The organism is Kluyvera sp. (assembly GCF_965301105.1).
Map to the genome: position 1 here is coordinate 35338 of NZ_CBDKZX010000007.1, position 23678 is coordinate 59015.

Sequence of the window (23678 nt, forward strand, 5' to 3'; positions counted from 1 at the left end):
GAAAATATCGGCCTCTGATATTTGAGGCCGATATATTGTATATTATTGATGTTCGCGCCAGGCTAACTCAATTTCTTCCGCAAGAATTTTCACACCGGCTTCAATTTTATCTGGGGCCGGCACGTAGTTCATTCGCATGCACTGGTGAGTGTGTTCCCAGGGTTTATCCAGACCCGGGAAGAAGAAATCGCCAGGCACCATCAATACGCCGCGTTTTTTCAGACGCTGGTAGAGTGTCTCGGTGGTAATCGGCAGGTCTTTAAACCATAGCCACAGGAAAATCGCGCCTTCGGGTTTGTGGATCAGGCAACGCTCTTCCGGCAAATAGCGGCGGATAGTGGCAATGGTTTCCTGCACGCGCTGGTAGTAAAACGGCTTGATAACCGTATCCGACAGACGCAGTAAATCGTGGCGTTTGATCATTTCGCACATGATGGCTGGGCCAATCCCGCCGGGTGCGAGGCTGATAATGCCGTTCATATTGCTGATGGCGGTGATAATTTTTTCATCTGCGATGATGATACCGCAGCGGCTACCCGGCAGGCCAAGTTTAGACAGGCTCATACACAGCACGATATTTGGGTTCCACAGCGGCGTCGCTTCGCTGAAAATAATGCCCGGGAAAGGTACCCCGTAAGCATTATCAATAACCAGCGGCACGCCGTGCTGATGCGCGAGCGCATCCAGCTGTTTCAGTTCATCATCGGTGATGACGTTACCCGTCGGGTTGGTCGGGCGTGAAACGCAGATCATCCCGGTATCTTTGCCAATGGGCAGATTTTCGAAATCGACGTGATACTTAAACTGACCTTCTGGCAGCAGCTCAATGTGCGGGCGAGTCGAGACGAAAAGATCATCTTCCAACCCCGAGTCGGCATAGCCAATATACTCCGGCGTGAGTGGGAACAGGACCTTACGAGTGGTACCGTCGGCACGACGACCAGCAAACAGGTTGAACAAGTAGAAAAACGCGCTTTGGCTGCCATTTGTTAGTGCAATATTCTGTGGTCCAATATCCCAACCTAATTCATTACGCAGCATATCGGCTAACGCGACCAGCAGTTCGTTTTTCCCCTGCGGACCGTCGTAATTGCACAGCGCTTCTGAAACTTTGCCGCTTTCCAGCATCTCCGCCAGTAGATGATTAAAATAATCATTCATTTCTGGGATCTGGGCCGGATTACCGCCGCCAAGCATGATGGCGCCAGGGGTGCGTAAACCGTCGTTGAGGTCTTCCATCAGGCGGGTAATGCCTGAATGACGGGTGAATTTGTCGCCGAAAAGTGAAAATGTCATAGCCGGATTTCTATTGCTTGTTCTGTGAAGTGGGTAACGATAACGCCACTCACGATGTGGTGCAAATGGCGCTAATGCAGGGGCTTTAGTGGATAAACTGAAAAATGGCGAAATTAGCAGTTGTTTATTCTGCCAGGGCCCGCAATTAAACCGCGGGCCTGGAGGAGTATAAATTAGTGCTGACCGGCCCAGACCACCATGACTTTGTCCTCGCCGTGTTCCCGTACAAACCCGTAGCCCTGAGAGAGCGACAGCGTGGCTTGTTTTCCTTCACCAATCGCCGGATGACGTGCGCGGAACTGCCCCAGTTTTTGCCAGTGCGCCAGCGTGGCGGCGGATTTTCCGGCGACATCCTGCCAGTTCATTGATGAACGCGTGCCTTGCAGAGGGTCAGAACCCGTTGGGCCAAACGGGCGATTAGACTCGTCGCCGTAAAAGATTTGCACTGCGCCCGGTGCGAGCAGCAGGAGTTCGGCGGCGTTGTCGCCTTGCTCACGGAACAGTCGCGTATCATGCGATGAAAGGTAGCTCAGGACGTTAAAGCTTTGCAGCTTATCGGCCATTTGCTGCCAGATCGGGTCGATGTTGGCCAGGCAGTCGCTGGCCTTTGCGGCCTGATCCTGATAATCAAAGTTGATCATCGCGTCAAAGCCGTGTCGGTAGTAATCACTTTGCATCACGCCATGGCCCCAGGCTTCACCCGTCATCCAGAATGGCGCATCGTCCATCGCTTTTTGCGGATTAGCCTTTTTCCAGGCTGCCAGCGCATCTACCGACTGCGATTTGAGCTGCTGCCAGGCCGCCAGCTCAACGTGCTTGGCGGTATCGACGCGGAAGCCGTCAATGCCGTAGTCGCGTACCCATTGGCTGAGCCAGTGGGTGAGGTAGTCACGCGGTGTAAAACCGTCGACGGCACGGGCGTGGGTATCCGTTTTGTGTTGGTAGAAATTTGGCAGCCCGCTCGGCGTCGTCGATTCTGTTTTCAGATCGGGCAGAAACGCCAGCGACATGGTCAAGTCATCGAAACCAGGGTTGTCGTAGTCGCCAATATCGGTGCGGATCCACGCCTTGCCCCACCATTTCTCCCATGCGGCTTTGTCGCTGAAGTTGATGTAGTCGTTAAAGCTGTGCCAGCTTTGCCCCGCGCCGGGCTTCCAGTCTGTCCAGCGCTGGCCCAGCGTTTTCGTTATCTCATCGCCTTTCAGGTATAGCGCCCCGAACTGATACTCCTGCATATCCGCCAGCGTGGCATAGCCAGTATGGTTCATGACCACGTCAAAGAGGATACGGATGCCGCGCTGGTGCGCGCCATCCACCAGGGCGCGCAAGTCATCTTCGGTCCCCATATTGGCGTCGAGCCGTGTCCAGTCCTGAGTGTAGTAGCCGTGGTAGGCGTAGTGCGGGAAATCCCCTTTGGTGCCGCCGCCCACCCAGCCGTGAATTTGTTCCAGCGGTGAGCTAATCCACAGCGCGTTGACGCCCAGCTTTTGCAGATAGTCGAGCTTGCTGGTCAGACCCTTAAGATCGCCACCGTGGAAGGTGCCGATCTCCTGCATGCCGTCTTTATGGCGCCCATAGCTGTTGTCATTGCTGGGGTCGCCGTTGACAAAGCGGTCGGTAAGCACGAAATACACGGTCGCGTTATGCCAGCTGAACGGTGACGTGGCGATGACGTCGGCGCTTTCCAGCAGCAGCAGGCCATTGCTGTTTTCTGCGGGCTGTAGCGTAATTTTGCCCTGCGTGACGACGGCGGTCTTCCCGCTATAAAAATCGCGCACCCGGCTGCCCTCAGCAAAGGTCTGACTGACATCCAGCGTCAACGGCTTACCGTCCCAGCGTGGACATTGGCGAACGTTAACTTGCGCACTGTGGCTTTCGGCCGCGCTTTGCACGGAGATAGTCAGCGTGGGCGTGCCGGAGCGGGTATCAATCTCTAGCGTATAGCTGCCGTCGCGGAACAGCCGCCACTGTGGCGCATCGCCCTGGCATGGTTCGAGCGACAGCATCTGGTTAAGACGAATGGCGCCAGAGGGCTGCCAGCACTGTTGCTCAAGATTCACCCTCAGAGGACGGGTACCCTTTGTGAGCGTTTTTTGACTGGTGAACTTCCCCGTCCCATCGGCGGAAAAGACTGGGAAATCCTGCGCGGTCCAGCTGGCGGCACTGGCAAAAGCGGGAATCAGTAGCGGTACAAGGGCGGCAAGCTTCATAGCGTTATCCTGTGCCAGAACGTGTTTTTCTCAGTGTGACAGCAGGTGACTCCGCTGTACTCATCCTTCGCGAAGGAGGAGAAAAAGGGCTGAGTGATGGCGCTCAAAAAATGAGCTAAAATGAGATATCCCCGGCATTTTGTCTGCGCAATTTGTCTTATGCTGAATCGCGTCCGTTTGCTCGTTTAGGAATCGGACTATTTCTTAAGCGTGCGTTGACGGGCTATTTTTGCTATAATTTGAGATTAAGCTCTCAATTTTATGAAATAAGAAGGCGTTGGAATGATTGCATCCGACCAGGAGACCTAATGATATCGACTCCCATTCGACGATATGGGGCCGCGATACTAATGTTACTCATCTGCACATTTTCAGGTGGGGTGTTCGCAAAAACACACACGGTAACAAAGCATCAAAAAGCCTCGGTAACAAAGACAAGTTTTAATAAGGCCAGCAGTAAACAAGAGTATTCTCGCAATAGTGTAAAGAGTAGTTCACTTCCTGATTTGCGAAAATACCCTTCCGGAACCCCAAGGAAAAGAGCGTTTCTCCGGACGGTAATGCCTTATATCACAAGTCAAAATGCTGCCATTACGGCGGATCGTAACTGGTTGATTTCCAAACAGTACGAAGGCCGTTGGTCGCCGTCTGAACGTGCGCGCCTGAAAGATATCGCCGCACGCTACAAAGTCAGCTGGAACGGTAATACCCGTAAGGTGCCGTGGAATTCGCTGCTTGAGCGTGTCGATATTATCCCGGGCAGCATGGTGGCTACGATGGCCGCAGCCGAAAGCGGCTGGGGTACGTCTAAGCTGGCCCGCGCCAATAACAACCTGTTTGGCATGAAGTGCGGCAGGGGCTGTAAAAATGGCGCAGGTTCCGTTAACGGCTACACCAAGTTCGGCTCTGTAAAAGAGTCGGTACAGGCATATGCCACCAACCTGAATACGCATCCAGCCTATGCCTCGTTCCGGAAGTCACGCGCTCAACTGCGTAAAACGGATCAGGAAGTCACCGCAACCGCGATGATCCATAAGCTGAAAGGGTATTCGACCAAAGGTTCGAGCTATAACGATTACCTGTTCGCGATGTATCAGGATAACCAGCGTCTGATTGCGGCACATATGTAAGCGGTAATTGTCGTCGAAAAAGCACCTCGAGTTCTCTCGTTGGTGCTTTTTTTATGGCTTAAGAACAACCCAGGGCTCGTGCCAGCGTCCCTTTGTGCGTTTTTACGCGTTGGGCGACATCCACGGGTAAGGCAGACCAGAAGAAAGCCGCGGATGGGTTCGGCGTTCAATGTTGGCGACCGTGACCTGGTAATCGCAAAAACGGGCGTTTTTGGGCGTCGTCTGGTCCATTAAAAACGCGGCATACTCGCCTTTATCGGGTCTGGAGCCAATAAATATTATCTTCCAGTAACCGCTAGGAATTTCCACGTCAGGCGCCGCAGGCAGCGTGGCAATATGGCGCTCGAAAAGCGGCCCGGTGACGGAATAGACCGCCGCCACGCCCTTGCGCTCGACCAACGCGCGCTCGCCATCCTCCAGCCTGGCCCATGCTCCCTGGTTCAGTCCGGATTCCTGGGGGGTGATGTTCGAAAGGTAGTTTAGTGTTCGCCAGTCTGCCAGGCCCCCCAGTCCGGCAAGTGGCGCCAGATGTCCGCGATCCACCTGCAACGCTTGGCTTGCGCCTTTGTATGCTGCAGGAGCCAGCGTCTCCGTTGCCGCTAAAGCCGGATCGCGCTGCCAGTGACGGGGGCGGTTGCTGGCCTGGCTGGCCTTTGTCATTTTATACGCCACCCAGTTTGCGAATTTACGCTGGCAATTATTATTCAGCGTGTAGGCCTCGCGTTCCAGCGTTTGCGCGCTGCCACCGACGGGGCAACCGGCACCGCAATGATCAGCCGCCGCCGCGCAGGCGGACACAGTCAGTAGTAAAAAACAGGTGAATTCAGCGATCTTCATTTCATTTATACCGTGATAAATCAAAGGTGTCCGACAGAGAGGTCGAATAGATGAAATGAGAGCGTAAGAAGAGACTGGCAGTGGCAGTACTGGTGCGTATCAACCTGTGATTAACGCTGATATCAGATGGGCTTTTGTGACGGTAAAAATGAGGGAGGTGACGTACGAGTTACCCATTCAGGTACCCCATCAGAGCGAACCGGTGAGCTCTTCTGATGGGGAAGGATTCAAGCTTGAATCAGCGCCTCGCTGTGCTGCTCACGATACTCTTTAGGCGTGGTGTCGTACTCTTTTTTGAACACCGAATAGAAATACTGCAGCGACGGATAGCCGCACATCTGCGAAATTTCGTTAATCGACAACGATGTAGAAACCAGCAGGCTACGCGCCTTTTCCAGCTTTTCGCTGTGGATCACGGCGTGAATGGTCTCACCGACTTCCTCTTTAAAGCGCTTCTCCAGATTCGATCGCGAGATGCCGACGGCGTCCAGCACCTGTTCAACTTTAATCCCCTTGCAGGCGTTATTACGGATGTAGTGCATGGCCTGAATGACGGCAGGATCGTTCAGTGAACGGTAGTCGGTTGAACGTCGTTCCATCACTCGCATTGGCGGCACCAGCACCCGCTGTAGCGGCAGGACTTCATTGTCGAGCAGGCGCTGCATCAGCTTGGCAGCCTGGTATCCCATCTGCCTTGCCCCTTGGGCGACTGACGAGAGCGCCACGCGGGAGAGGTAGCGGGTTAATTCTTCGTTATCAATACCGATGACGCACAGTTTTTCTGGCACCGGAATATGTAAATGCTCGCAAGCCTGAAGAACATGACGGGCGCGGGCATCGGTAACGGCAATAATGCCGGTTTGCGGCGGCAGGGTTTGCAGCCAATCGGCCAAACGATTTTGTGCGTGCTGCCAGTTCTCCGGCGCGGTTTCCTGGCCCTGATAGATAACGCCGCGGTATTTTTCTTTGGCGACAATCTGGCTGAACGCGTATTCGCGCTCCTCGGCCCAGCGCTTGCCGCTGGCGGTGGGCAGGCCGTAGAAAGCGAAACGGTGGACGCCTTTTTCTTTAAGATGCAAAAAAGCGCTTTCAACCAGCGCGTAGTTGTCGGTCGCGATGTAGTGAACGGGTGGGTACTGTTCCTGGCGGTGATAGGAGCCGCCAACGCCAACGATGGGGACGTCCACATCGGTAAGCAGCGCTTCAATGGTGGGGTCGTCATAGTCGGCGATGACGCCGTCTCCCAGCCACTCTTTGATGTTTTCGATTCGTGCGCGGAAATCTTCCTCAATGAAGATATCCCACTCGGACTGCGACGCCTGCAAATATTCGCCGACGCCTTCAACCACCTGACGGTCGAAGGCTTTGTTGGCGTTGAATAACAGCGTCACGCGGTGACGTTTTCCAAACATGGTTCAGGGTTCCTCGCGAATCATGAGAGGTGTTGCCGGCTACTGATTCGGCAACACCACGGACAGGCAATTACGCACGCCGTTTGGTCGCTGAGTCCATCCATACGGCAAGCAATAAAATCGCACCTTTCACGATATATTGCCAGAAAGTGGGCACGTCCATCATGCTCATTCCGTTGTCGAGCGACGCCATAATAAATGCCCCCATCACTGCACCGGCAACGCTGCCCACGCCGCCCGCCAGGCTGGTTCCGCCGATCACGCAGGCTGCGATGGCATCCAGCTCGGCGATGTTCCCCGCCGACGGTGAGCCAGCGCCAAGACGTGAGCTCAGAATCAGACCTGCAATGGCCACCATCAGACCATTAATGGCGAATACTGCCAGTTTGTTACGCTCAACGTTAATACCGGAGAGGCGTGCGGCTTCAATGTTGCCGCCGATGGCGTAGATACGGCGACCAAAGGCGGTGCGGGTAGCCATAAACATGCCGCCGAGCAGCAGCAGCGTCAGCAGCAGCACCGGTGTCGGGACGCCGCGATAATCATTCAACAGCCAGATAGCCCCCAGTACGATCACTGCCGTCAGCGCCTGACGACCCACTACACCAGTGGAGGCAGGCGTTGACAGCCCCATCGACTGGCGGCGCACTCTGCCACGCCATTGCCAGGCGATGAACGCCATCAGCCCGACGGCACCAAAGGTAAAACCGATGCCGTCTGGCAGATAGCTCTGACCAATTTGCGACATCGCTGCGCTGGTGGGCGACACGGTGGTGCCGTTGGTGATGCCAATCAAGATGCCGCGAAACGCCAGCATCCCGGCGAGGGTGACGATAAAGGAGGGCACCTTACGATAGGCCACCCACCATCCGTTCCATGCGCCAAGTACCAGCCCCATCGCCAGCGTCACGATAATGGTGAGCGGTAGCGGCCAGCCGAGCCAGACGTCGAAAATCGCCGCCGCTCCCCCCAACAGACCCATCATCGAGCCGACGGAAAGGTCTATTTCAGCCGAGATAATCACAAATACCATACCCACAGCCAGGATGCCGGTAATGGCGGTCTGGCGCAGCAGGTTGGAGACGTTACGCGCGCTCAGGTAAGCGCCGTCGGTGGTCCAGGTGAAAAACAGCATGATCACAATAATGGCCGCGATCATGACGAAAACCTGTAAGTTCAGGGATTTTAGCCGCAGCGCCGGGGATGTCGCTGGGGCGGCCAGTTTCATTTCAGACGGATTGTTTTTCGACATGGCGTTCGCTCCTTAAGGCGGCTTCCATCACATTTTCCTGAGTCAGGTTATGGTTCACCAGGTTAGCTTTGAGTTTCCCTTCGTGCATGACCAGCACCCGGTCGCTGAGCCCCAGCACTTCCGGTAGCTCCGACGAGATAACGATGACGGCAATGCCTTGCTGCACCAGTTGATTGATAAGCTTGTAGATTTCATATTTCGCGCCGATGTCGATGCCGCGCGTGGGTTCATCAAGAATCAGGATGCGTGGGTTTAATAACAGACAGCGGGCCAGTATCGCCTTCTGCTGGTTGCCGCCGCTCAGGCGCCCAATGGCCAGCTCTGGCGAAGAGGTTTTCACCTTCAGCCGTTGTATTGATTGCAGGATACACTGCTGTTCTTTGGCATCGTCGAGGCTGCTCAATGCTCCGCTGAAGTTGTTGAGCGCGGCCAGCGTGATATTCTTGCCTACCGCCATGACCGGCACGATGCCGTCTTTTTTGCGGTCTTCCGGCACCATCGCAATGCCGTGGCCGATCGCCTGCTGGCAGTTACGGATATCAACCTGCTTACCGTCGATAAAAACACGCCCCTCCCAGCGGCCCCGCCAGACGCCAAACAGACACTGTACCGCCTCGGTGCGACCTGCGCCGACTAACCCGGCAATGCCGAGGATCTCGCCGCGTTTGAGGCTGAAGGAAATATCGTTTACCCGTTTAATATGACGGTTAACCGGATGCCATGCGGTCAGGTGTTCGACGCGCAGGATCTCCTCGCCCGCGGTATGCGGTTCGCTGGGGTAGAGCGCCGTCAGCTCGCGGCCAACCATCATGGTGATGATGTCGTCTTCCGTCATGTTGCTGGCGTCGCGGGTGCCGATATGCTGACCGTCGCGGATCACGCAGATTGTGTCGGATATGGCTTTGACTTCATTCAGCTTGTGCGAAATATAGATACAGGCGATGCCATGGTTTTGTAGATCGCGGATGATATCCAGCAGGACGGCAGTCTCCTGCTCGGTCAGCGATGCGGTGGGTTCATCGAGGATCAGCAGGCGCACCTGTTTGTTGAGCGCTTTGGCTATTTCGACCAACTGCTGCTGTCCAAGGCCCAAATCACCGACGCGGGTATCGGGCGAAATCGCGAGATTGACCTGCGCCAGCAGCTTTTCGCAGCGCAGGGTCATGGTGTCGTAATCGAGCACGCCATGGCGGCTGATTTCCGCGCCAAGAAAAATATTTTCCAGCACGGTCAAATGCTTAACCAGCGCCAGTTCCTGGTGAATAATGGCAATACCTTTACGTTCGGTGTCGCGAATGTGCGTCGGCTGTAGCGTCTCGCCGGCGAAAATAATCTCCCCGTCATAGCTACCATGCGGATAAATACCGCAAAGTACCTTCATTAAGGTCGATTTGCCGGAGCCGTTTTCGCCACACAGCGAAACAACTTCGCCTGGGTTTAATCTCAGGCTGACATTATCGATAGCCTTAACCACCCCGAAGGTTTTGGTAATGCTCTTCATTTCAAGTAAATACGACATAAGTACTTGTGCTCCACGTAAGCCTGGCTACCGGATATATCCGGTGGCTACGCTGCCCCGGCCTGATGGCCGGGGCATACTATTCAGAGTTCACTCTTCTTATGGAAACCGTCTTTCACAACGGTATCGTCAATGTTGGTTTTATTGACTTCGATAGGGGTTAACAGGCGCGACGGGACATCTTTCAGCCCGTTATTGAGCGTGGCATCCGATTTGGGCTGCTGACCATTACCTAACTCGACGGCAATCTCAGCGGCACTGTTCGCCAGCAGGGTAATGGGTTTATACACGGTCATGGTCTGGGTGCCATTGAGGATACGTTTCACCCCCGCCAGGTCCGCATCCTGGCCGGAAATGGCCACCTTACCCGCCAGGCCTTGCGCGCTTAACGCCTGAATTGCGCCGCCTGCCGTCGCGTCGTTAGACGCGACAACCGCGTCAATTTTGTTGTTATTGGCGGTGAGGGCATTTTCCATAATCTTGAGGGCGTTTTCCGGCAGCCAACCGTCAACCCATTGATCGCCGACGACTTTAATTTTGCCATCATCAATATATGGTTTTAATACTTTCATCTGACCGGCGCGGAACAGCTTGGCATTATTATCAACCGGCGAGCCGCCCATCAGGAAATAATTCCCCTGGGGTACCTGGTTGACCAGGCTCTGTGCCTGCATTTCGCCGACTTTTTCGTTATCGAAGGAAATATAAAAATCGATATCAGCATTATTTATCATACGATCATAAGCTAATACTTTAATGCCTTCCTGTTTCGCTTCTTTAATGACGTTGCTAAGTACCTGGCCGTTATAAGGAATAATAACAAGGACGTCTACGCCACGGTTGATCATATTTTCGATCTGCGACATTTGCGTTTCTTCATTGCCGTTGGCTGACTGCACAAAAACCTGTGCGCCAAGCTGCTCGGCTTTGTTAACAAAAATATCGCGGTCTTTTTGCCAGCGTTCGAGGCGCAGGTCATCAATGGCCATACCGATCTTAACTTCTTTGGCGCTGCTCGCCATGCTGGTGAGGAGCAATGAGGCGCAGAGAGTGAGGCAAAGGTTCTTTATCTTCATAATCGTAATGCCTTTTGTAGGGATAAGGTGATGAGATTGGCGATAAAAGAAACAGAGATGACTTAACTCGCAGCAATTTTTTAACATGGAGGCGGCGGCTGGCAATTACAGATTTTTATCTTCCTATTACGATATTTCGTTTAATTGCTGATTTATGACCGCGATCTGATTTTCAAAATAGAGACTGAAAAAATTGCGTACATGAAATGAGGTTGATTCCATTTTATTTTGCGAGCTAGCGCACATTTGTGGATTCTCTTAATAGCAGTGTGAAATAACGTAATTGAGCGACCGCCATTCAGAATTCACTATGACCAGACGAATTATTCCTCGCCGCCTGTCAGATTATGGAGTTCATTATGCAAGCATATTTCGACCAACTGGATCGCGTTCGTTTCGAAGGCCCAAAAACCGAAAACCCGCTGGCGTTCCGCCACTACAACCCGGACGAACTGGTGCTGGGCAAACGTATGGAAGATCACCTGCGCTTCGCCGCCTGCTACTGGCATACCTTCTGCTGGAACGGCGCGGACATGTTTGGTGTCGGCTCCTTTAATCGTCCATGGCAGCAACCTGGCGAAGCCATCGAGCTTGCAAAACGCAAGGCAGATGTCGCTTTTGAATTCTTCCACAAGCTGAACGTGCCTTACTACTGCTTCCATGACGTGGACGTCTCCCCGGAAGGCGCGAGCCTGAAAGAATATCTGAACAACTTTGCGCAGATGGTCGATGTGCTGGCGGAGAAACAGCAGCAGAGCGGCGTGAAGCTGCTGTGGGGCACCGCGAACTGCTTTACCAACCCGCGCTACGGCGCAGGCGCGGCGACGAACCCGGATCCGGAAGTGTTTAGCTGGGCGGCGACGCAGGTGTTCACCGCGATGAACGCAACGCATAAACTGGGCGGCGAAAACTACGTGCTGTGGGGCGGCCGTGAAGGCTATGAAACTCTGCTGAATACCGACCTGCGTCAGGAGCGCGAGCAGATTGGCCGCTTTATGCAGATGGTTGTTGAGCACAAACACAAAATCGGCTTCCAGGGTACGCTGTTGATTGAGCCAAAACCGCAGGAACCGACCAAGCACCAGTATGATTACGATGCGTCAACAGTGTATGGCTTCCTGAAACAGTTCGGTCTGGAGAAAGAGATCAAGCTGAACATCGAAGCGAACCACGCCACGCTGGCGGGCCACTCGTTCCATCACGAAATCGCCACCGCTATCGCGCTGGGCCTGTTTGGCTCTGTTGATGCCAACCGCGGCGACCCGCAGCTGGGCTGGGATACCGACCAGTTCCCGAACAGCGTGGAAGAAAATGCGCTGGTGATGTATGAAATCCTCAAAGCGGGCGGCTTTACCACCGGCGGTCTGAACTTCGACGCCAAAGTCCGTCGTCAGAGCACCGACAAATATGACCTGTTCTATGGCCATATTGGTGCGATGGATACCATGGCGCTGTCGCTGAAAGTCGCGGCACGCATGATTGAAGGCGGCGAGCTGGATAAACGCGTTGCGAAACGCTATGCCGGCTGGAACGGCGAGCTGGGCCAGCAGATTCTCAAAGGGCAGATGTCGCTGCAGGATCTGGCGAAATATGCTGAGCAGAATCAACTGGCGCCGCAGCACCAGAGTGGGCATCAGGAGCTGCTGGAAGGGCTGGTCAATCACTACCTGTTCGACAAGTAATTCCGGTTAATGCCGTACACCATGCCCGGGGCGCAAGCTTCCGGGCATCGTACCACCTAAAGGAGCAGTTGCGATGTATATCGGCATAGATCTAGGCACGTCTGGCGTTAAGGCAATTCTGCTTGATGAGCAGGGTGCCGTGTTGGCCTCGCAAACGGAAAAACTGACGGTTTCCCGTCCTCATCCACTGTGGTCTGAGCAGGATCCAGAGCACTGGTGGCAGGCGACGGATCGCGCAATGAAAGGGCTTGGTCAGCAGCATAGCCTGCAAGGGGTGAAAGCCCTCGGAATTGCCGGGCAGATGCACGGCGCGACGCTGCTGGATAAGCAACAGCGCGTATTGCGCCCGGCGATTTTGTGGAACGATGGCCGCTGCGCGCAGGAGTGCCAACTGCTGGAAGAGCAGGTAAAAGCCTCACGTAAAATTACCGGCAACCTGATGATGCCAGGCTTCACGGCGCCGAAGCTGCTGTGGGTTCAGCGTCACGAAGCGGAGATTTTCCGCCAGGTAGATAAAGTGCTGCTGCCGAAAGATTTTCTGCGTCTGCGTATGACCGGCGATTTCGCCAGCGATATGTCGGATGCGGCGGGTACGATGTGGATGGACGTGGCGAAGCGAGACTGGAGCGATGAGATGCTCGCTGCTTGCCAATTAACCCGCGATAACATGCCCGCACTGTTTGAAGGCTGCGACGTGACCGGGCACTTGTTGGCGTCAGTCGCCAGCGCGTGGAATATGCCTGCTGTGCCGGTAGTGGCTGGCGGTGGCGATAATGCGGCTGGGGCCGTGGGCGTCGGCATGGCGGACGCGGGCCAGGCGATGCTTTCATTAGGGACTTCAGGCGTTTACTTCGCGGTTAGTGAAGGTTTCCTCAGTAAACCGGAAAGCGCGGTGCACAGTTTCTGCCATGCGCTGCCAGGTCGCTGGCACCTGATGTCGGTGATGCTCAGTGCCGCATCCTGTCTGGACTGGGCGGCGAAGTTAACCGGTCTGGGGACAGTTCCCGCGCTGATTGCGGCTGCGGAAAAGGCCGATGTTAACGCAGGGCCGGTGTGGTTCCTGCCGTATCTCTCCGGCGAGCGTACGCCGCACAATAATCCGCAGGCAAAGGGAGTGTTCTTCGGGCTAACCCATCAACATGGTCCGGCCGAGCTGGCTCGTGCGGTGCTGGAGGGCGTAGGCTTTGCGCTGGCTGACGGCATGGATGTGGTACACGCCTGCGGCGTGGAACCGAAAAGGATTACGCTCATCGGCGGTGGCGCGCGTAGCGCCTGGTGGCGGCAAATGCTGGCGGATATTTGCGGCAAGCAACTGGATTACCGCACCGGTGGCGACGTCGGCCCGGCGCTGGGTGCAGCGCGTCTGGCACAGCTGGCCATCCATAAAGATCGTCCTTATGCTGACCTTCTGCCACAGCTGGCGCTGGAGCAGGAACATCACCCGGACACTGAACGCGTTGCGCATTATGCGCCGCAGCGCGAGACGTTCCGCCAGATTTATCAGCATCTGCTGCCATTAATGTCCTGATCGTGCTCCCCTCCCGCGCCATTTCGGCGCGGGTGTTTCCCTTCGATTTCCACTGGCCGCGCCTCTTTATATATTCCGAAACTAGCGCTTTTGCTGTGTTGCTCTGATGTTAAAAATAAATCAGCAGTGATAATGGTAGTGCTATGGATAAAGGAGCTACGTTATGGAAAACATCATCACATTGCCGCGTCTGGCCCTAAGCATGGGGATACTGCTATATCTGGTATGCATCTGGCTGGGCTGTCCGCAGTTAGAAGATAAAGCCTATTTTCTGGCGATGCTGGTTATGGGAGTTTTTGCTATTGCGGCCCATCGCCAGGCGGCGGATGCCCGGTTTGCCGGCCTGTGTCGTTTGGTGCTGCTGCTGGCATCTGGTCTACTGCTGGTTGGCGTCTGGAATATGCCGCTGGCGTTGACCTATGAATGCCTCGTCGTGGCGGCATGGTTTGCCTGTATGTACGGCGCGGCGCTGTGGCCGTCTCGGGCATGCGCTAGCTGACCAGCTTACGCTTATCCACGCGCTGGAGCGCGATGGAGAGCAAGAGGCTGCCCGTCAGGGTTATCGCAAACACCCATAGAATATCCAGCGCGGGCCAGTTTTTGAGATCGATATTCCAGCTGCGCAGAAGGTAAATGATAAAGGCATGAAACCCATAGATGCCCAGAGAATGGCGAGAAATGAAGCCTAATCCCGGCAGAACACGTTGATTGAGCGTGTTTTTAATCACAATGAATAGCGATGTCGCACAGAGAAACACCATGGGACCGCAGTAGACGTACCAGGTGTCGCCAAAGTTACCGCGCCATTGCAACTCATGCAGCGTGCCGCGCGAAATAATGCCGACTCCGGCGGCAAACAGCAGGCCGCAGATCCACGTCAGCCCCTTGCGGCTGGTCTCCATCATGCCAAGCGCTCGGCCAAGCAGGCCATAAAGCACGTAGTAAAAGGTATCGCCGTTGATGTACAGGTTCACCGGCAGCCAGGTTGCGCCGTCGGTTTTGAGTGGCGGCGTGTTTGGGTTCGCGACAATACCGATGACTACCATCAGCGCTAACAGCATTTTGCCGCTGATGGCTTTGACCTCAATCAGCGGTGAAACCAGATAAATCACCATGATGGCGAAGAAAAACCACAGATGGTAGAAAACCGGCTTTTGCATCAGGTTCTTCAGCGATGTCTCAAGGTTGATATGGGTAAAGGCGGCAATGAAGAGTAGCGCGAGCGCGCTGTAGAACACCAGGCAGAGCGCAATGCGCAGGAAATGGCGCGGCTGTGCGCTGCGCGGGCCAAAAAACAGGTAGCCGGAGATCATAAAAAACAGCGGTACGCTAACGCGCGAGGCAGAGTTCAGAACGTTAGCCAGATCCCAGCTGAGCGGGCTGATGTCGTGTGGGTGGGTCACAAACCAGGTCGTGGTATGGATCATCACCACCATCAGGCAGGCAATACCGCGTAAGTTATCAATCCAGCTAATTTTTTCTTGCATCAGATGCCCTAATCTCCGCTATAAATATATTCTGACCACGCTGCCGCAGCCGCTATTTCACTGGATAATTCTGAGTTTTGCACTCTGTGCTTGTGGAGTTTTGGTGAGATTCGCACAATGCGGAAGTGTGAAAGGGTACAGCCTAAAATAACAGCCCGGTAAGATAAATAATGATGATGAAGTCTCTCTCTGCTTTGTTGGTGCTAATTCTGCTGGCGGGATGCTCGTCGGCTGAACCGCCGGTGGCGCAAAAAACGCAAAGCGCGAAAATCAATCCAGCGCGCTCGCTGAGCATGGAGCAGCTCTGCAAAGACAACGCGGCGGCACGTTATAATACGGCGGCGCAAAAGATAGACGTGACTGGATTTGAACGTTTCCAGGGCAGCTATGAGCTGCGTGGCTATACGGCACGTAATGAGAGTTTTGTCTGTTCATTCGACTCGGACGGCGGCTTTTTACACCTCTCAATGCGTTAAAACAGGCCTGGTAGCAGCAAAATCCGGCCTGTTTTTCCCAATTTTCCCTAAACAACCCCGTTTCATACTGTATATCTCGCAGCCAGCGGGTATACTGACTCCTTCCTTTAAATCCACACGTATCCAGCACGAAATCATATGCAAAAGTTTGATACCAGGACCTTCCAGGGCCTGATCCTGACCTTACAGGATTACTGGGCTCGTCAGGGCTGCACCATTGTTCAACCACTGGACATGGAAGTTGGCGCGGGCACCTCTCACCCCATGACCTGCCTGCGTGCGTTGGGGCCAGAACCGATGGCAACTGCCTACGTGCAGCCGTCCCGTCGTCCAACCGATGGCCGCTATGGCGAAAACCCGAACCGCTTACAGCATTACTACCAGTTCCAGGTGGTGATTAAGCCGTCTCCGGAAAATATTCAGGAGCTGTACCTCGGATCGCTGAAAGAGCTGGGTATGGATCCGACCATCCACGATATTCGCTTCGTGGAAGACAACTGGGAAAACCCGACGCTGGGTGCCTGGGGTCTGGGTTGGGAAGTGTGGCTGAACGGCATGGAAGTGACGCAGTTCACCTACTTCCAGCAGGTCGGTGGTCTGGAATGTAAACCAGTAACCGGGGAAATTACCTACGGTCTGGAACGTCTGGCCATGTACATTCAGGGCGTAGACAGCGTTTACGACCTGGTCTGGAGCGACGGCCCGCTGGGTAAAACCACCTACGGCGACGTGTTCCATCAGAACGAAGTGGAGCAATCCACCTATAACTTCGAATACGCCGACGTCGACTTCCTGTTCTCCTGCTTTGAGCAGTATGAGAAAGAAGCCCAGCAGCTGCTGGCGCTGGAAAACCCGCTGCCGCTCCCTGCCTACGAGCGTATTCTGAAGGCTGCCCATAGCTTTAACCTGCTGGATGCGCGTAAAGCCATCTCCGTCACCGAGCGTCAGCGCTATATCCTGCGCATTCGCACCCTGACCAAAGCAGTGGCAGAAGCTTACTACGCTTCCCGTGAAGCCCTTGGCTTCCCGATGTGCAACAAGAATAAATAAGAGGCGGCCATGTCTGAGAATACTTTCCTGGTGGAAATCGGCACTGAAGAGCTGCCACCGAAAGCACTGCGTAACCTGGCGGAATCTTTTGCGGCAAACGTGACCGCAGAGCTGGATAACGCTGGCCTCGCGCACGGTAAAGTTGAATGGTTTGCTGCGCCGCGCCGTCTGGCGCTGAAAGTGGCAAATCTGGCGGCTGCGCAAGCGGATCGCGAAGTCGAAAAACGCGGTCCGGCAATTGCCCAGGCGTTCGACGCCGAAGGTAAACCGAGCAAAGCGGCTGAAGGTTGGGCGCGCGGCTGCGGTATCACCGTCGATCAGGCCGAGCGTCTGACCACTGACAAAGGCGAATGGCTGCTGTATCGCGCACACGTTAAAGGTGAAAGCACCGAAGCGCTGCTGCCGAACATGATTGCCAACTCACTGGCTAAGCTGCCCATTCCTAAGCTGATGCGCTGGGGCGCAAACGACGTACACTTCGTGCGTCCGGTGCACACCGTGACCCTGCTGCTGGGCGATAAAGTGATTCCGGCGACTATCCTGGGTATTCAGTCCGATCGCGTTATTCGCGGCCACCGCTTTATGGGCGAGCCTGAGTTCACTATCGACAATGCAGACCAGTATCCGCAAATTCTGCTGGAACGCGGCAAGGTGATGGCTGACTACGAGGCGCGTAAAGCCAAAATCAAAGCGGACGCCGAAGAAGCGGCTCGTAAGATTGGCGGTGTTGCTGACCTGAGTGAAAGCCTGCTGGAAGAAGTCACCTCGCTGGTGGAATGGCCGGTGGTGCTGACGGCGAAGTTTGAAGAGAAATTCCTCGCGGTACCGGCGGAAGCGCTGGTGTACACCATGAAGGGCGACCAGAAGTACTTCCCGGTTTACGACAACGCGGGCAAGCTACTGCCGAACTTCATCTTCGTCGCGAACATCGAATCGAAAGATCCGACCCAGATTATCTCCGGTAACGAGAAGGTCGTTCGTCCGCGTCTGGCGGATGCCGAGTTCTTCTTCAATACCGACCGTAAAAAGCGTCTGGAAGATAACCTGCCGCGTCTGCAAACCGTGCTGTTCCAGCAACAGCTGGGTACCCTGCGCGACAAGACTGACCGCATTCAGGCGCTGGCAGGCTGGATTGCCGGCCAGATTGGCGCTGACGTGAACCACGCCACTCGTGCGGGCCTGCTGTCTAAGTGTGACCTGATGACCAACATGGTCTTCGAGTTCACCGACACTCAGGGCGTGATGGGTATGCACTACGCGCGTCACGATGGTGAAGCGGAAGATGTAGCTGTGGCGCTTAACGAGCAGTATCAGCCGCGCTTTGCCGGTGATGACCTGCCGTCTAACCCGGTAGCCTGTGCGCTGGCGATTGCTGACAAGATGGATACCCTGGCGGGTATCTTCGGTATCGGCCAGCATCCGAAAGGCGACAAAGACCCGTTTGCGCTGCGTCGTGCCGCGCTGGGTGTGCTGCGTATCATCGTTGAGAAGAGCCTCAATCTGGATCTGCAGACCCTCACCGAAGAAGCGGTACGTCTGTATGGTGATAAGCTGACCAACGGCAAAGTTGTTGATGATGTTATCGACTTCATGCTCGGCCGCTTCCGCGCCTGGTATCAGGATCAGGGCTACACCGTCGACACCATTCAGGCCGTGCTGGCGCGTCGTCCGACTCGTCCGGCAGACTTTGATGCGCGTATGAAGGCGGTGTCTCACTTCCGTACTTTAGAGGCTGCATCTGCGCTGGCAGCAGCCAACAAACGTGTATCCAACATCCTGGCGAAGTCCGACGAGACGCTGAACGAGCGCGTGAACGCTGCGACGCTGAAAGAGCCGGAAGAGATTGCGCTGGCGATGCAGGTTGTGGTGCTGCGCGATAAGCTGGAGCCGGTCTTCGCCGCAGGGCGTTACCAGGAAGCGCTGGTAGAGCTGGCAGAGCTGCGTGAGCCGGTCGATGCCTTCTTTGAGAAAGTGATGGTAAACGTCGAAGACAAAGATCTGCGTATTAACCGTCTCTCTATGCTCGAAAAACTGCGCGAACTGTTCCTGCGTGTAGCGGATATTTCGCTGCTCCAGTAACACGAAAGCGTTAAATAAAAACCTGCCAGATGGCAGGTTTTTTTATGTCTATTTTTTTATTATGTGAACCATTAATAATTGTCTGGGCTATATTAAATATTGTTGCATTGATAAGTGAGAAAAATTTTAGGAATACATCAAAATAAGTCTGTGCTTATTTTAAGGTAGAATGCCGGTGGGTGCTTGAGACTGTTTGTCTCAGGTATTCATCGAAAGGCAAACAGAGAAAAGCCCCACCTGACTCTAAATCAGAATGAGGCCGCCTCTATGCCTGAACACCATAAGGGTAGCCTCTTACTTGTTGAAAATCAATACAGGGGGCGAGGGATGCCGCAAAAATCTATGTTGTATAGTTTAATAGTGATATGTCTCACTATTCTATTATTTACCTGGATGGTTCGTGATTCATTATGTGAATTGCATATTAAGCAAGGCCATACTGAATTAGCGGCATCTTTAGCCTGTGATATTAAACAGTAAGGGCTTATGGCGGGGATTATCCCCGCCATTCTGACGGTGTGATGCATTCTCAATGCACCCGATTAGATTGAGCTAAATAATATAAAAGCCTCCTGCATGCGGGAGGCTTTTTCTTTACGTATCGCATGCTGAATAAAAAATAGTCTTGAAATCCACCGGGCAATACGTTTATCCTTTGCCGCGACGAATCCCTCGTCTCACTGAGGCACACTGAAAATGGACAAACACACCTGCTGAATTCGAATCCTTGCCGGGCACACGCCACGGGCAGGGGAGTTATTGATTTCACTCAGGAGTGCTTATGGCCCATTGTGCGCAATCCCCTTCTTTTATTTTGCATCAAGTCACCTGTCAGTTTGCGACGGGCGATACTCTTTTTGGCCCGCTGAATCTGTCGCTGGAGCGGTCGCGGTGCGGCTTGGTCGGGCGTAACGGCGTGGGTAAAACCCGTTTACTGCGCCTGCTAGCGGGTAAAGATCTCCCTTCTGAGGGACATATTGAGTCACTCTCTTCATGGGCATATGTGGCGCAGCAACATGCCATAACCGCTGAGACGACGCTGTCTATGCTGCTCGGCTATGACATGCACTTTGCCGCGTTGCAACGTATGGCGAGCGGCAACGGGCAGGCCGAAGATGTTGAGCTACTCGATGGCTATTGGGATCTGCCCGAACGCCTGAACACCGCGTTTCAGGCGGCGGGGCTGGGCGGCTTTGACCCGATGCGTCCTGCGATTTCGCTAAGCGGCGGCGAACGGGTGAAAGCGCTGCTCTGCGCGGCGTTTACCTCGGGTGCGGACTATTTACTCCTCGATGAACCGACCAACCACCTCGATCGCTCCGGGCGCGAGTGGTTTTACCGCCAGCTTGATGAGTGGCGAGGCGGTGCGCTTATCGCCAGCCACGATCGCGAACTTCTGGCACGAATGCCGCGTATCCTTGAACTGACGGCTTCGGCCCTACGCAGCTACGGCGGCAACTATGCGGATTATCAGCAGCAGCGTGATACTGAACAGGCGGCGGCGAGTGCGGCGCTGGATCATGCCCGAACCGAACGCCGTCGCGTTCGGGCGCGTTTGCAAAAGGAGCATGATGATTGCCAGCGGCGTTCGGCGAAAACCCTGCGTACCGTAGATAGCCTGAATATCGCTTCTTTTGAACGCGTAAAGTACAAAGGCGCGGCACGCGAGAGGCCTGGCACGTTGCTCAATCAGCATCGGCAGCAACATGTGGCGCTTAATGATGCGGTGACACAGGCGCGAGAGCGTGTGGAAGACGACGCTCCGGTCATGTTTACCCTACCCGGAAGCCAGGTGGCGGCGGGCAAGCAGGTGTTGGTGCTGGAGTCGTTGCAATTGGCTCATTCGTCGACGCCGCCTCTCAACTGGCGGCTGGACGGCCCGATGCGTGTGGCGCTTCGCGGCCCCAACGGTTGTGGAAAAACGACGTTGCTGAAAACGCTAATGGGACTGGCGCCACCGCTGAGCGGGTGTTGTCAGCTATCGGTGAATACGGCCTGGCTGGATCAACATCTTACCCAACTGGATCTTTCACTCTCCGTCATGGCGCATCTGCGGGCGGGAGAAACGCCATTGGAGGAGGGCGCGTTGCGGACCCGGCTGGCACAGCTTCAACTGGGCGCTGATAAGGTTAATCTGCCGCTGGCGGCGCTGAGCGGCGGCGAACGCTTAAAGGCGGCGCTGGCTTGTGTGTTGTGGCGTCGGGCATCGACGCAGCTTTTGCTGTTGGATGAGCCCACCAACCATCTCGATCTGGCATCGGTGCAGGCGATTGAGGCGGCGTTAGCGGGGTTTCCCGGCGCGATGATTGTGGCGTCGCACGATGAGGCGTTTTTACAGGGGTTGCGGCTGACACACAGCCTGACGTGGCAAGAGAGCGGCTGGATTTTTACGGCGTTATAAATAAAAAAATCCCCGCCATAAGGCAGGGATTTATAATTCTTAGCGGCGTGAACTTACAGAGAAGTTACGTTGCCAGCTGCCGGGCCTTTAGCGCCGTTTTCGATGGTGAAGGAAACTTTCTGACCTTCGTCCAGAGATTTGTAGCCATCGTTCTGGATAGCAGAGAAGTGTACGAACACGTCTTTAGAGCCATCGTCAGGAGTGATGAAGCCGAAACCTTTGTCAGCGTTGAACCATTTTACGATACCAGTCATTTTACCGGACATAGAAATTACCTTTAAAAATTAAGTGAGCCTTACGGCGATATGGCATGCTTTACAGAATTTAAAGCGTAAAGGAAATGTCGCTACGAGGGGTACCAATGGATAACCTTGAAGGGAACTGCTTTACTCAACTGCTTTGTGGTCTGTATGTCAAACCGTGGAGGCATTAACGCATACTTCAGGTCTTAAAAGCAAACGTTATCTGCCCATATTTTTCAACGGACCGGGAACATTCGGCGATCAAAATCACGCTAATATACTGATAAATAGGTAGACTTAGGCTTAGATGGGCGTTTGTAAAAAAGCGTCATGAAACCCCGGCAGACTGGCTGCCGGGGTAAAAATTAGACTTTTTGCGCCGACCCCGGCAGCGATGCCGGGCCACTGGCACCTTGATTCTGCTGACGTTTACTGGCCACGTGTTTGATCATCAGCGCAATCGCGGACAGCACAGCCGGGATAGCCAGCAGAGCGAAAATGGTTTTAAAGGACAGTTCGGCCTGCATCAGGAATGCGCCGCTGAAAGCGCCAAGAATCCCCCCGAAGCGACCCAGTCCCAGCATCCAGGCGACGCCGGTGGCGCGCCCCTGCGTTGGGTAGAATCCAGCGGCCAGCGCGGGCATTGAAGACTGCGCGCCGTTCATGATGGTGCCGGCGATAAACACCATCACGCCCATCAGCACCAGGCTGCTGGTTGAGAAACCTACCAGGCAGACAAAGACGCCGGTCAGCAGATATCCTACTGCCACCACCTTATTCGGGTTAATTTTGTCCATCAGCGCGCCCAGTACCAGCACGCCAATACCGCCACCCAGTGGGAACAGAGCGGTAATCACCGAAGCCTGGCTCAGGGTCGCGCCGGTTTCGCGGATGAGAAGCGGCAGCCAGCTGGTCAGCAGATAGAAAATCAGCAGCCCCATGAAGTAGGTCAGGCACAGCATGATGGTGCCCACAAGGTAGCGTGGGGAGAAAATCACGCCCAGCGCGGATTGCTCCTTCACCTGGCCGGCCTCCCGCAACACAAAGTGGGTGTTGTCAGGTAACGGCGCGATACGGCGCAAAATACGGGCTATCTGTTGTTGAGGCTGATTTTTTACCGCCAGATAACGCGCGGACTCCGGCAGCAGGAAGATGAGCGCTACGGCCAGCGCCAGCGGCATCACGCCACCGAGAATCAGCACGCTCTGCCAGCCATAGTGTGGGATCAGCCATGCGGAGATAAAACCACCCATTGAGGAGCCAATCGGGAAGCCGACGAACATCAGGTTGACCAGCAGCGCGCGGCGGCGTTCCGGTGCGTATTCGCTCATCAGCGTCGCGGCGTTAGGCATTGCAGCCCCCAGCCCCAGGCCGGTTAAGAAACGCAGGACGGTCAGTTGCGTCAGCGAGGTGGCGAACGCGGTAATTAAACTGAAGCCGCCAAAGACCAGAATGGACAGGACCAGCACTTTTTTACGGCCGATACGGTCAGCCATTGGGCCTGCGGTTAATGCGCCCACGGCGAGACCAACTAGCGCGGCGCTCATTACAGGGCCGAGATCGGACTTCTGCACGCCCCATTCTTGTACCAGGTCAGAGGCAATAAAGCCGATAATGGCGGTATCAAATCCATCCATAGCGACGGTCACAAAGCACAGCACCAGTATCATCCACTGGTACTTTGAGAAAGGATGGCGGTTGATAAAAGCCTGAATATCCGTTGTTGTCTGTGTTGTCATGCGGTAATTCCTGCTAAGCGTTGTCAGAGAGCGGGTTTATCCTCTTGTCTCTCTCACGGGTAATGAGGTGTTTGGGCGATTATCGAACGTATTGTCGTTAATCGTTCATTTAATCAAATCACTTACCCGGCCTTCCCACAACGTGCCGCCCGGCGGAAGTGTGCGATTATCGTTCCCTGTGCCCACGAGGAAACGCTGATTTAACTAAAAGTTATTTAATATCATTATATTAGAGTGCTTTTTCTTATCTGGTTTCATTGCC

The 23678-nt window shown here is 54.6% G+C and carries 18 protein-coding genes and 1 pseudogene; 9 read left to right on the plus strand and 10 right to left on the minus strand.

Annotated features, from left to right (window positions below; translation table 11 throughout):
• Window positions 1-42 precede the first annotated feature (42 nt).
• Together avtA and ACW14G_RS04725 are read right to left on the minus strand one after the other, a co-directional pair.
• Window positions 43-1296, minus strand: coding sequence for a valine--pyruvate transaminase (gene avtA / locus ACW14G_RS04720; RefSeq protein WP_249022607.1), 1254 nt, complete (start codon window positions 1294-1296; stop codon window positions 43-45).
• 173 nt (window positions 1297-1469) lie between these two features.
• Complete coding sequence (locus ACW14G_RS04725; protein WP_249022608.1) at window positions 1470-3506, minus strand: alpha-amylase; 2037 nt, start codon at window positions 3504-3506, stop codon at window positions 1470-1472.
• A gap of 308 nt (window positions 3507-3814) precedes the next feature.
• On the opposite strand from ACW14G_RS04725, the gene ACW14G_RS04730 reads away from it, so the two are divergent.
• Entirely contained in the window at window positions 3815-4636 is an 822-nt protein-coding gene (locus tag ACW14G_RS04730) for a protein bax (protein ID WP_064541098.1), read from the plus strand.
• A 58-nt stretch (window positions 4637-4694) separates the two neighbouring features.
• On the opposite strand, the pseudogene ACW14G_RS04735 reads toward ACW14G_RS04730, so the two are convergent.
• The 5 genes and pseudogenes from ACW14G_RS04735 to xylF form a co-directional block, all read right to left on the minus strand.
• Window positions 4695-5473 (minus strand): annotated as a pseudogene (locus ACW14G_RS04735) (DNA/RNA non-specific endonuclease).
• Between the two features lie 227 nt (window positions 5474-5700).
• Window positions 5701-6885 (minus strand): D-xylose utilization transcriptional activator XylR, encoded by a 1185-nt coding sequence (gene xylR / locus ACW14G_RS04740; protein ID WP_064541101.1) that lies wholly within the window; start codon window positions 6883-6885, stop codon window positions 5701-5703.
• Between the two features lie 70 nt (window positions 6886-6955).
• Complete coding sequence (gene xylH, locus ACW14G_RS04745; RefSeq protein ID WP_163446900.1) at window positions 6956-8137, minus strand: xylose ABC transporter permease XylH; 1182 nt, start codon at window positions 8135-8137, stop codon at window positions 6956-6958.
• Window positions 8115-9656, minus strand: a complete 1542-nt coding sequence (locus ACW14G_RS04750) for a xylose ABC transporter ATP-binding protein (RefSeq protein ID WP_167574836.1) — start codon at window positions 9654-9656, stop codon at window positions 8115-8117. Before ACW14G_RS04750 ends, xylH begins: the two co-directional genes overlap by 23 nt.
• Before the next feature lie 83 nt (window positions 9657-9739).
• Complete coding sequence (gene xylF, locus ACW14G_RS04755) at window positions 9740-10732, minus strand: D-xylose ABC transporter substrate-binding protein (RefSeq protein ID WP_065357200.1); 993 nt, start codon at window positions 10730-10732, stop codon at window positions 9740-9742.
• Window positions 10733-11091: 359 nt separating this feature from the next.
• On the opposite strand from xylF, the gene xylA reads away from it, so the two are divergent.
• The 3 genes from xylA (at window position 11092) to ACW14G_RS04770 (ending at window position 14441) form a co-directional block, all read left to right on the plus strand.
• Window positions 11092-12414 (plus strand): xylose isomerase, encoded by a 1323-nt coding sequence (xylA, locus tag ACW14G_RS04760; RefSeq protein WP_163446896.1) that lies wholly within the window; start codon window positions 11092-11094, stop codon window positions 12412-12414.
• A 73-nt stretch (window positions 12415-12487) separates the two neighbouring features.
• A complete protein-coding gene (gene xylB, locus ACW14G_RS04765; protein ID WP_249022610.1) occupies window positions 12488-13942 on the plus strand; it encodes a xylulokinase in 1455 nt (484 codons plus the stop codon).
• Between the two features lie 163 nt (window positions 13943-14105).
• Window positions 14106-14441 (plus strand): hypothetical protein, encoded by a 336-nt coding sequence (locus ACW14G_RS04770; protein ID WP_249022611.1) that lies wholly within the window; start codon window positions 14106-14108, stop codon window positions 14439-14441.
• On the opposite strand, the gene ACW14G_RS04775 is transcribed toward ACW14G_RS04770, so the two are convergent.
• Entirely contained in the window at window positions 14434-15429 is a 996-nt protein-coding gene (locus ACW14G_RS04775) for an acyltransferase (protein WP_249022612.1), read from the minus strand. The two genes, ACW14G_RS04770 and ACW14G_RS04775, sit on opposite strands and share 8 nt — an antisense overlap.
• 170 nt (window positions 15430-15599) lie before the next feature.
• Between ACW14G_RS04775 and ACW14G_RS04780 the strand changes: the two genes are divergently transcribed.
• The 5 genes from ACW14G_RS04780 to ACW14G_RS04800 all read left to right on the plus strand — a co-directional run bounded on the left by ACW14G_RS04780 (window position 15600) and on the right by ACW14G_RS04800 (window position 21435).
• Complete coding sequence (locus tag ACW14G_RS04780) at window positions 15600-15905, plus strand: YsaB family lipoprotein (protein ID WP_223803713.1); 306 nt, start codon at window positions 15600-15602, stop codon at window positions 15903-15905.
• A 138-nt stretch (window positions 15906-16043) separates the two neighbouring features.
• Window positions 16044-16955: a glycine--tRNA ligase subunit alpha gene (glyQ, locus tag ACW14G_RS04785; RefSeq protein ID WP_004106786.1), complete on the plus strand. Its 912-nt coding sequence runs from the start codon at window positions 16044-16046 to the stop codon at window positions 16953-16955.
• A 9-nt stretch (window positions 16956-16964) separates the two neighbouring features.
• Entirely contained in the window at window positions 16965-19034 is a 2070-nt protein-coding gene (gene glyS, locus ACW14G_RS04790; RefSeq protein ID WP_249022613.1) for a glycine--tRNA ligase subunit beta, read from the plus strand.
• Window positions 19035-19361: 327 nt separating this feature from the next.
• On the plus strand, window positions 19362-19514 hold the full coding sequence (gene hokA, locus ACW14G_RS04795) for a type I toxin-antitoxin system toxin HokA (RefSeq protein ID WP_122983161.1): 153 nt from the start codon (window positions 19362-19364) through the stop codon (window positions 19512-19514).
• Between the two features lie 301 nt (window positions 19515-19815).
• Window positions 19816-21435 (plus strand): ABC-F family ATP-binding cassette domain-containing protein, encoded by a 1620-nt coding sequence (locus tag ACW14G_RS04800; protein ID WP_249022614.1) that lies wholly within the window; start codon window positions 19816-19818, stop codon window positions 21433-21435.
• Between the two features lie 53 nt (window positions 21436-21488).
• Here ACW14G_RS04800 and cspE read toward each other — a convergent pair whose 3' ends face one another.
• Both cspE and ACW14G_RS04810 read right to left on the minus strand, forming a co-directional pair.
• Window positions 21489-21701 carry a transcription antiterminator/RNA stability regulator CspE gene (gene cspE / locus ACW14G_RS04805; RefSeq protein ID WP_035893107.1) on the minus strand — a complete coding sequence of 71 codons (213 nt, stop codon included), beginning with the start codon at window positions 21699-21701 and terminating at the stop codon, window positions 21489-21491.
• Window positions 21702-22042: 341 nt separating this feature from the next.
• Window positions 22043-23416: an MFS transporter gene (locus tag ACW14G_RS04810; protein ID WP_249022615.1), complete on the minus strand. Its 1374-nt coding sequence runs from the start codon at window positions 23414-23416 to the stop codon at window positions 22043-22045.
• Between the last annotated feature and the right edge of the window lie 262 nt (window positions 23417-23678).

Excerpts from the sequence above, each read along its gene's own strand:
- avtA (WP_249022607.1), bottom strand. The coding sequence starts at position 1,296 with ATGACATTTTCACTTTTCGGCGACAAATTCACCCGTCATTCAGGCATT.
- ACW14G_RS04725 (WP_249022608.1), bottom strand. The coding sequence starts at position 3,506 with ATGAAGCTTGCCGCCCTTGTACCGCTACTGATTCCCGCTTTTGCCAGT.
- ACW14G_RS04730 (WP_064541098.1), top strand. The coding sequence starts at position 3,815 with ATGATATCGACTCCCATTCGACGATATGGGGCCGCGATACTAATGTTA.
- xylR (WP_064541101.1), bottom strand. The coding sequence starts at position 6,885 with ATGTTTGGAAAACGTCACCGCGTGACGCTGTTATTCAACGCCAACAAA.
- xylH (WP_163446900.1), bottom strand. The coding sequence starts at position 8,137 with ATGTCGAAAAACAATCCGTCTGAAATGAAACTGGCCGCCCCAGCGACA.
- ACW14G_RS04750 (WP_167574836.1), bottom strand. The coding sequence starts at position 9,656 with ATGTCGTATTTACTTGAAATGAAGAGCATTACCAAAACCTTCGGGGTG.
- xylF (WP_065357200.1), bottom strand. The coding sequence starts at position 10,732 with ATGAAGATAAAGAACCTTTGCCTCACTCTCTGCGCCTCATTGCTCCTC.
- xylA (WP_163446896.1), top strand. The coding sequence starts at position 11,092 with ATGCAAGCATATTTCGACCAACTGGATCGCGTTCGTTTCGAAGGCCCA.
- xylB (WP_249022610.1), top strand. The coding sequence starts at position 12,488 with ATGTATATCGGCATAGATCTAGGCACGTCTGGCGTTAAGGCAATTCTG.
- ACW14G_RS04770 (WP_249022611.1), top strand. The coding sequence starts at position 14,106 with ATGGAAAACATCATCACATTGCCGCGTCTGGCCCTAAGCATGGGGATA.
- ACW14G_RS04775 (WP_249022612.1), bottom strand. The coding sequence starts at position 15,429 with ATGCAAGAAAAAATTAGCTGGATTGATAACTTACGCGGTATTGCCTGC.
- ACW14G_RS04780 (WP_223803713.1), top strand. The coding sequence starts at position 15,600 with ATGATGATGAAGTCTCTCTCTGCTTTGTTGGTGCTAATTCTGCTGGCG.
- glyQ (WP_004106786.1), top strand. The coding sequence starts at position 16,044 with ATGCAAAAGTTTGATACCAGGACCTTCCAGGGCCTGATCCTGACCTTA.
- glyS (WP_249022613.1), top strand. The coding sequence starts at position 16,965 with ATGTCTGAGAATACTTTCCTGGTGGAAATCGGCACTGAAGAGCTGCCA.
- hokA (WP_122983161.1), top strand. The coding sequence starts at position 19,362 with ATGCCGCAAAAATCTATGTTGTATAGTTTAATAGTGATATGTCTCACT.
- ACW14G_RS04800 (WP_249022614.1), top strand. The coding sequence starts at position 19,816 with ATGGCCCATTGTGCGCAATCCCCTTCTTTTATTTTGCATCAAGTCACC.
- cspE (WP_035893107.1), bottom strand. The coding sequence starts at position 21,701 with ATGTCCGGTAAAATGACTGGTATCGTAAAATGGTTCAACGCTGACAAA.
- ACW14G_RS04810 (WP_249022615.1), bottom strand. The coding sequence starts at position 23,416 with ATGACAACACAGACAACAACGGATATTCAGGCTTTTATCAACCGCCAT.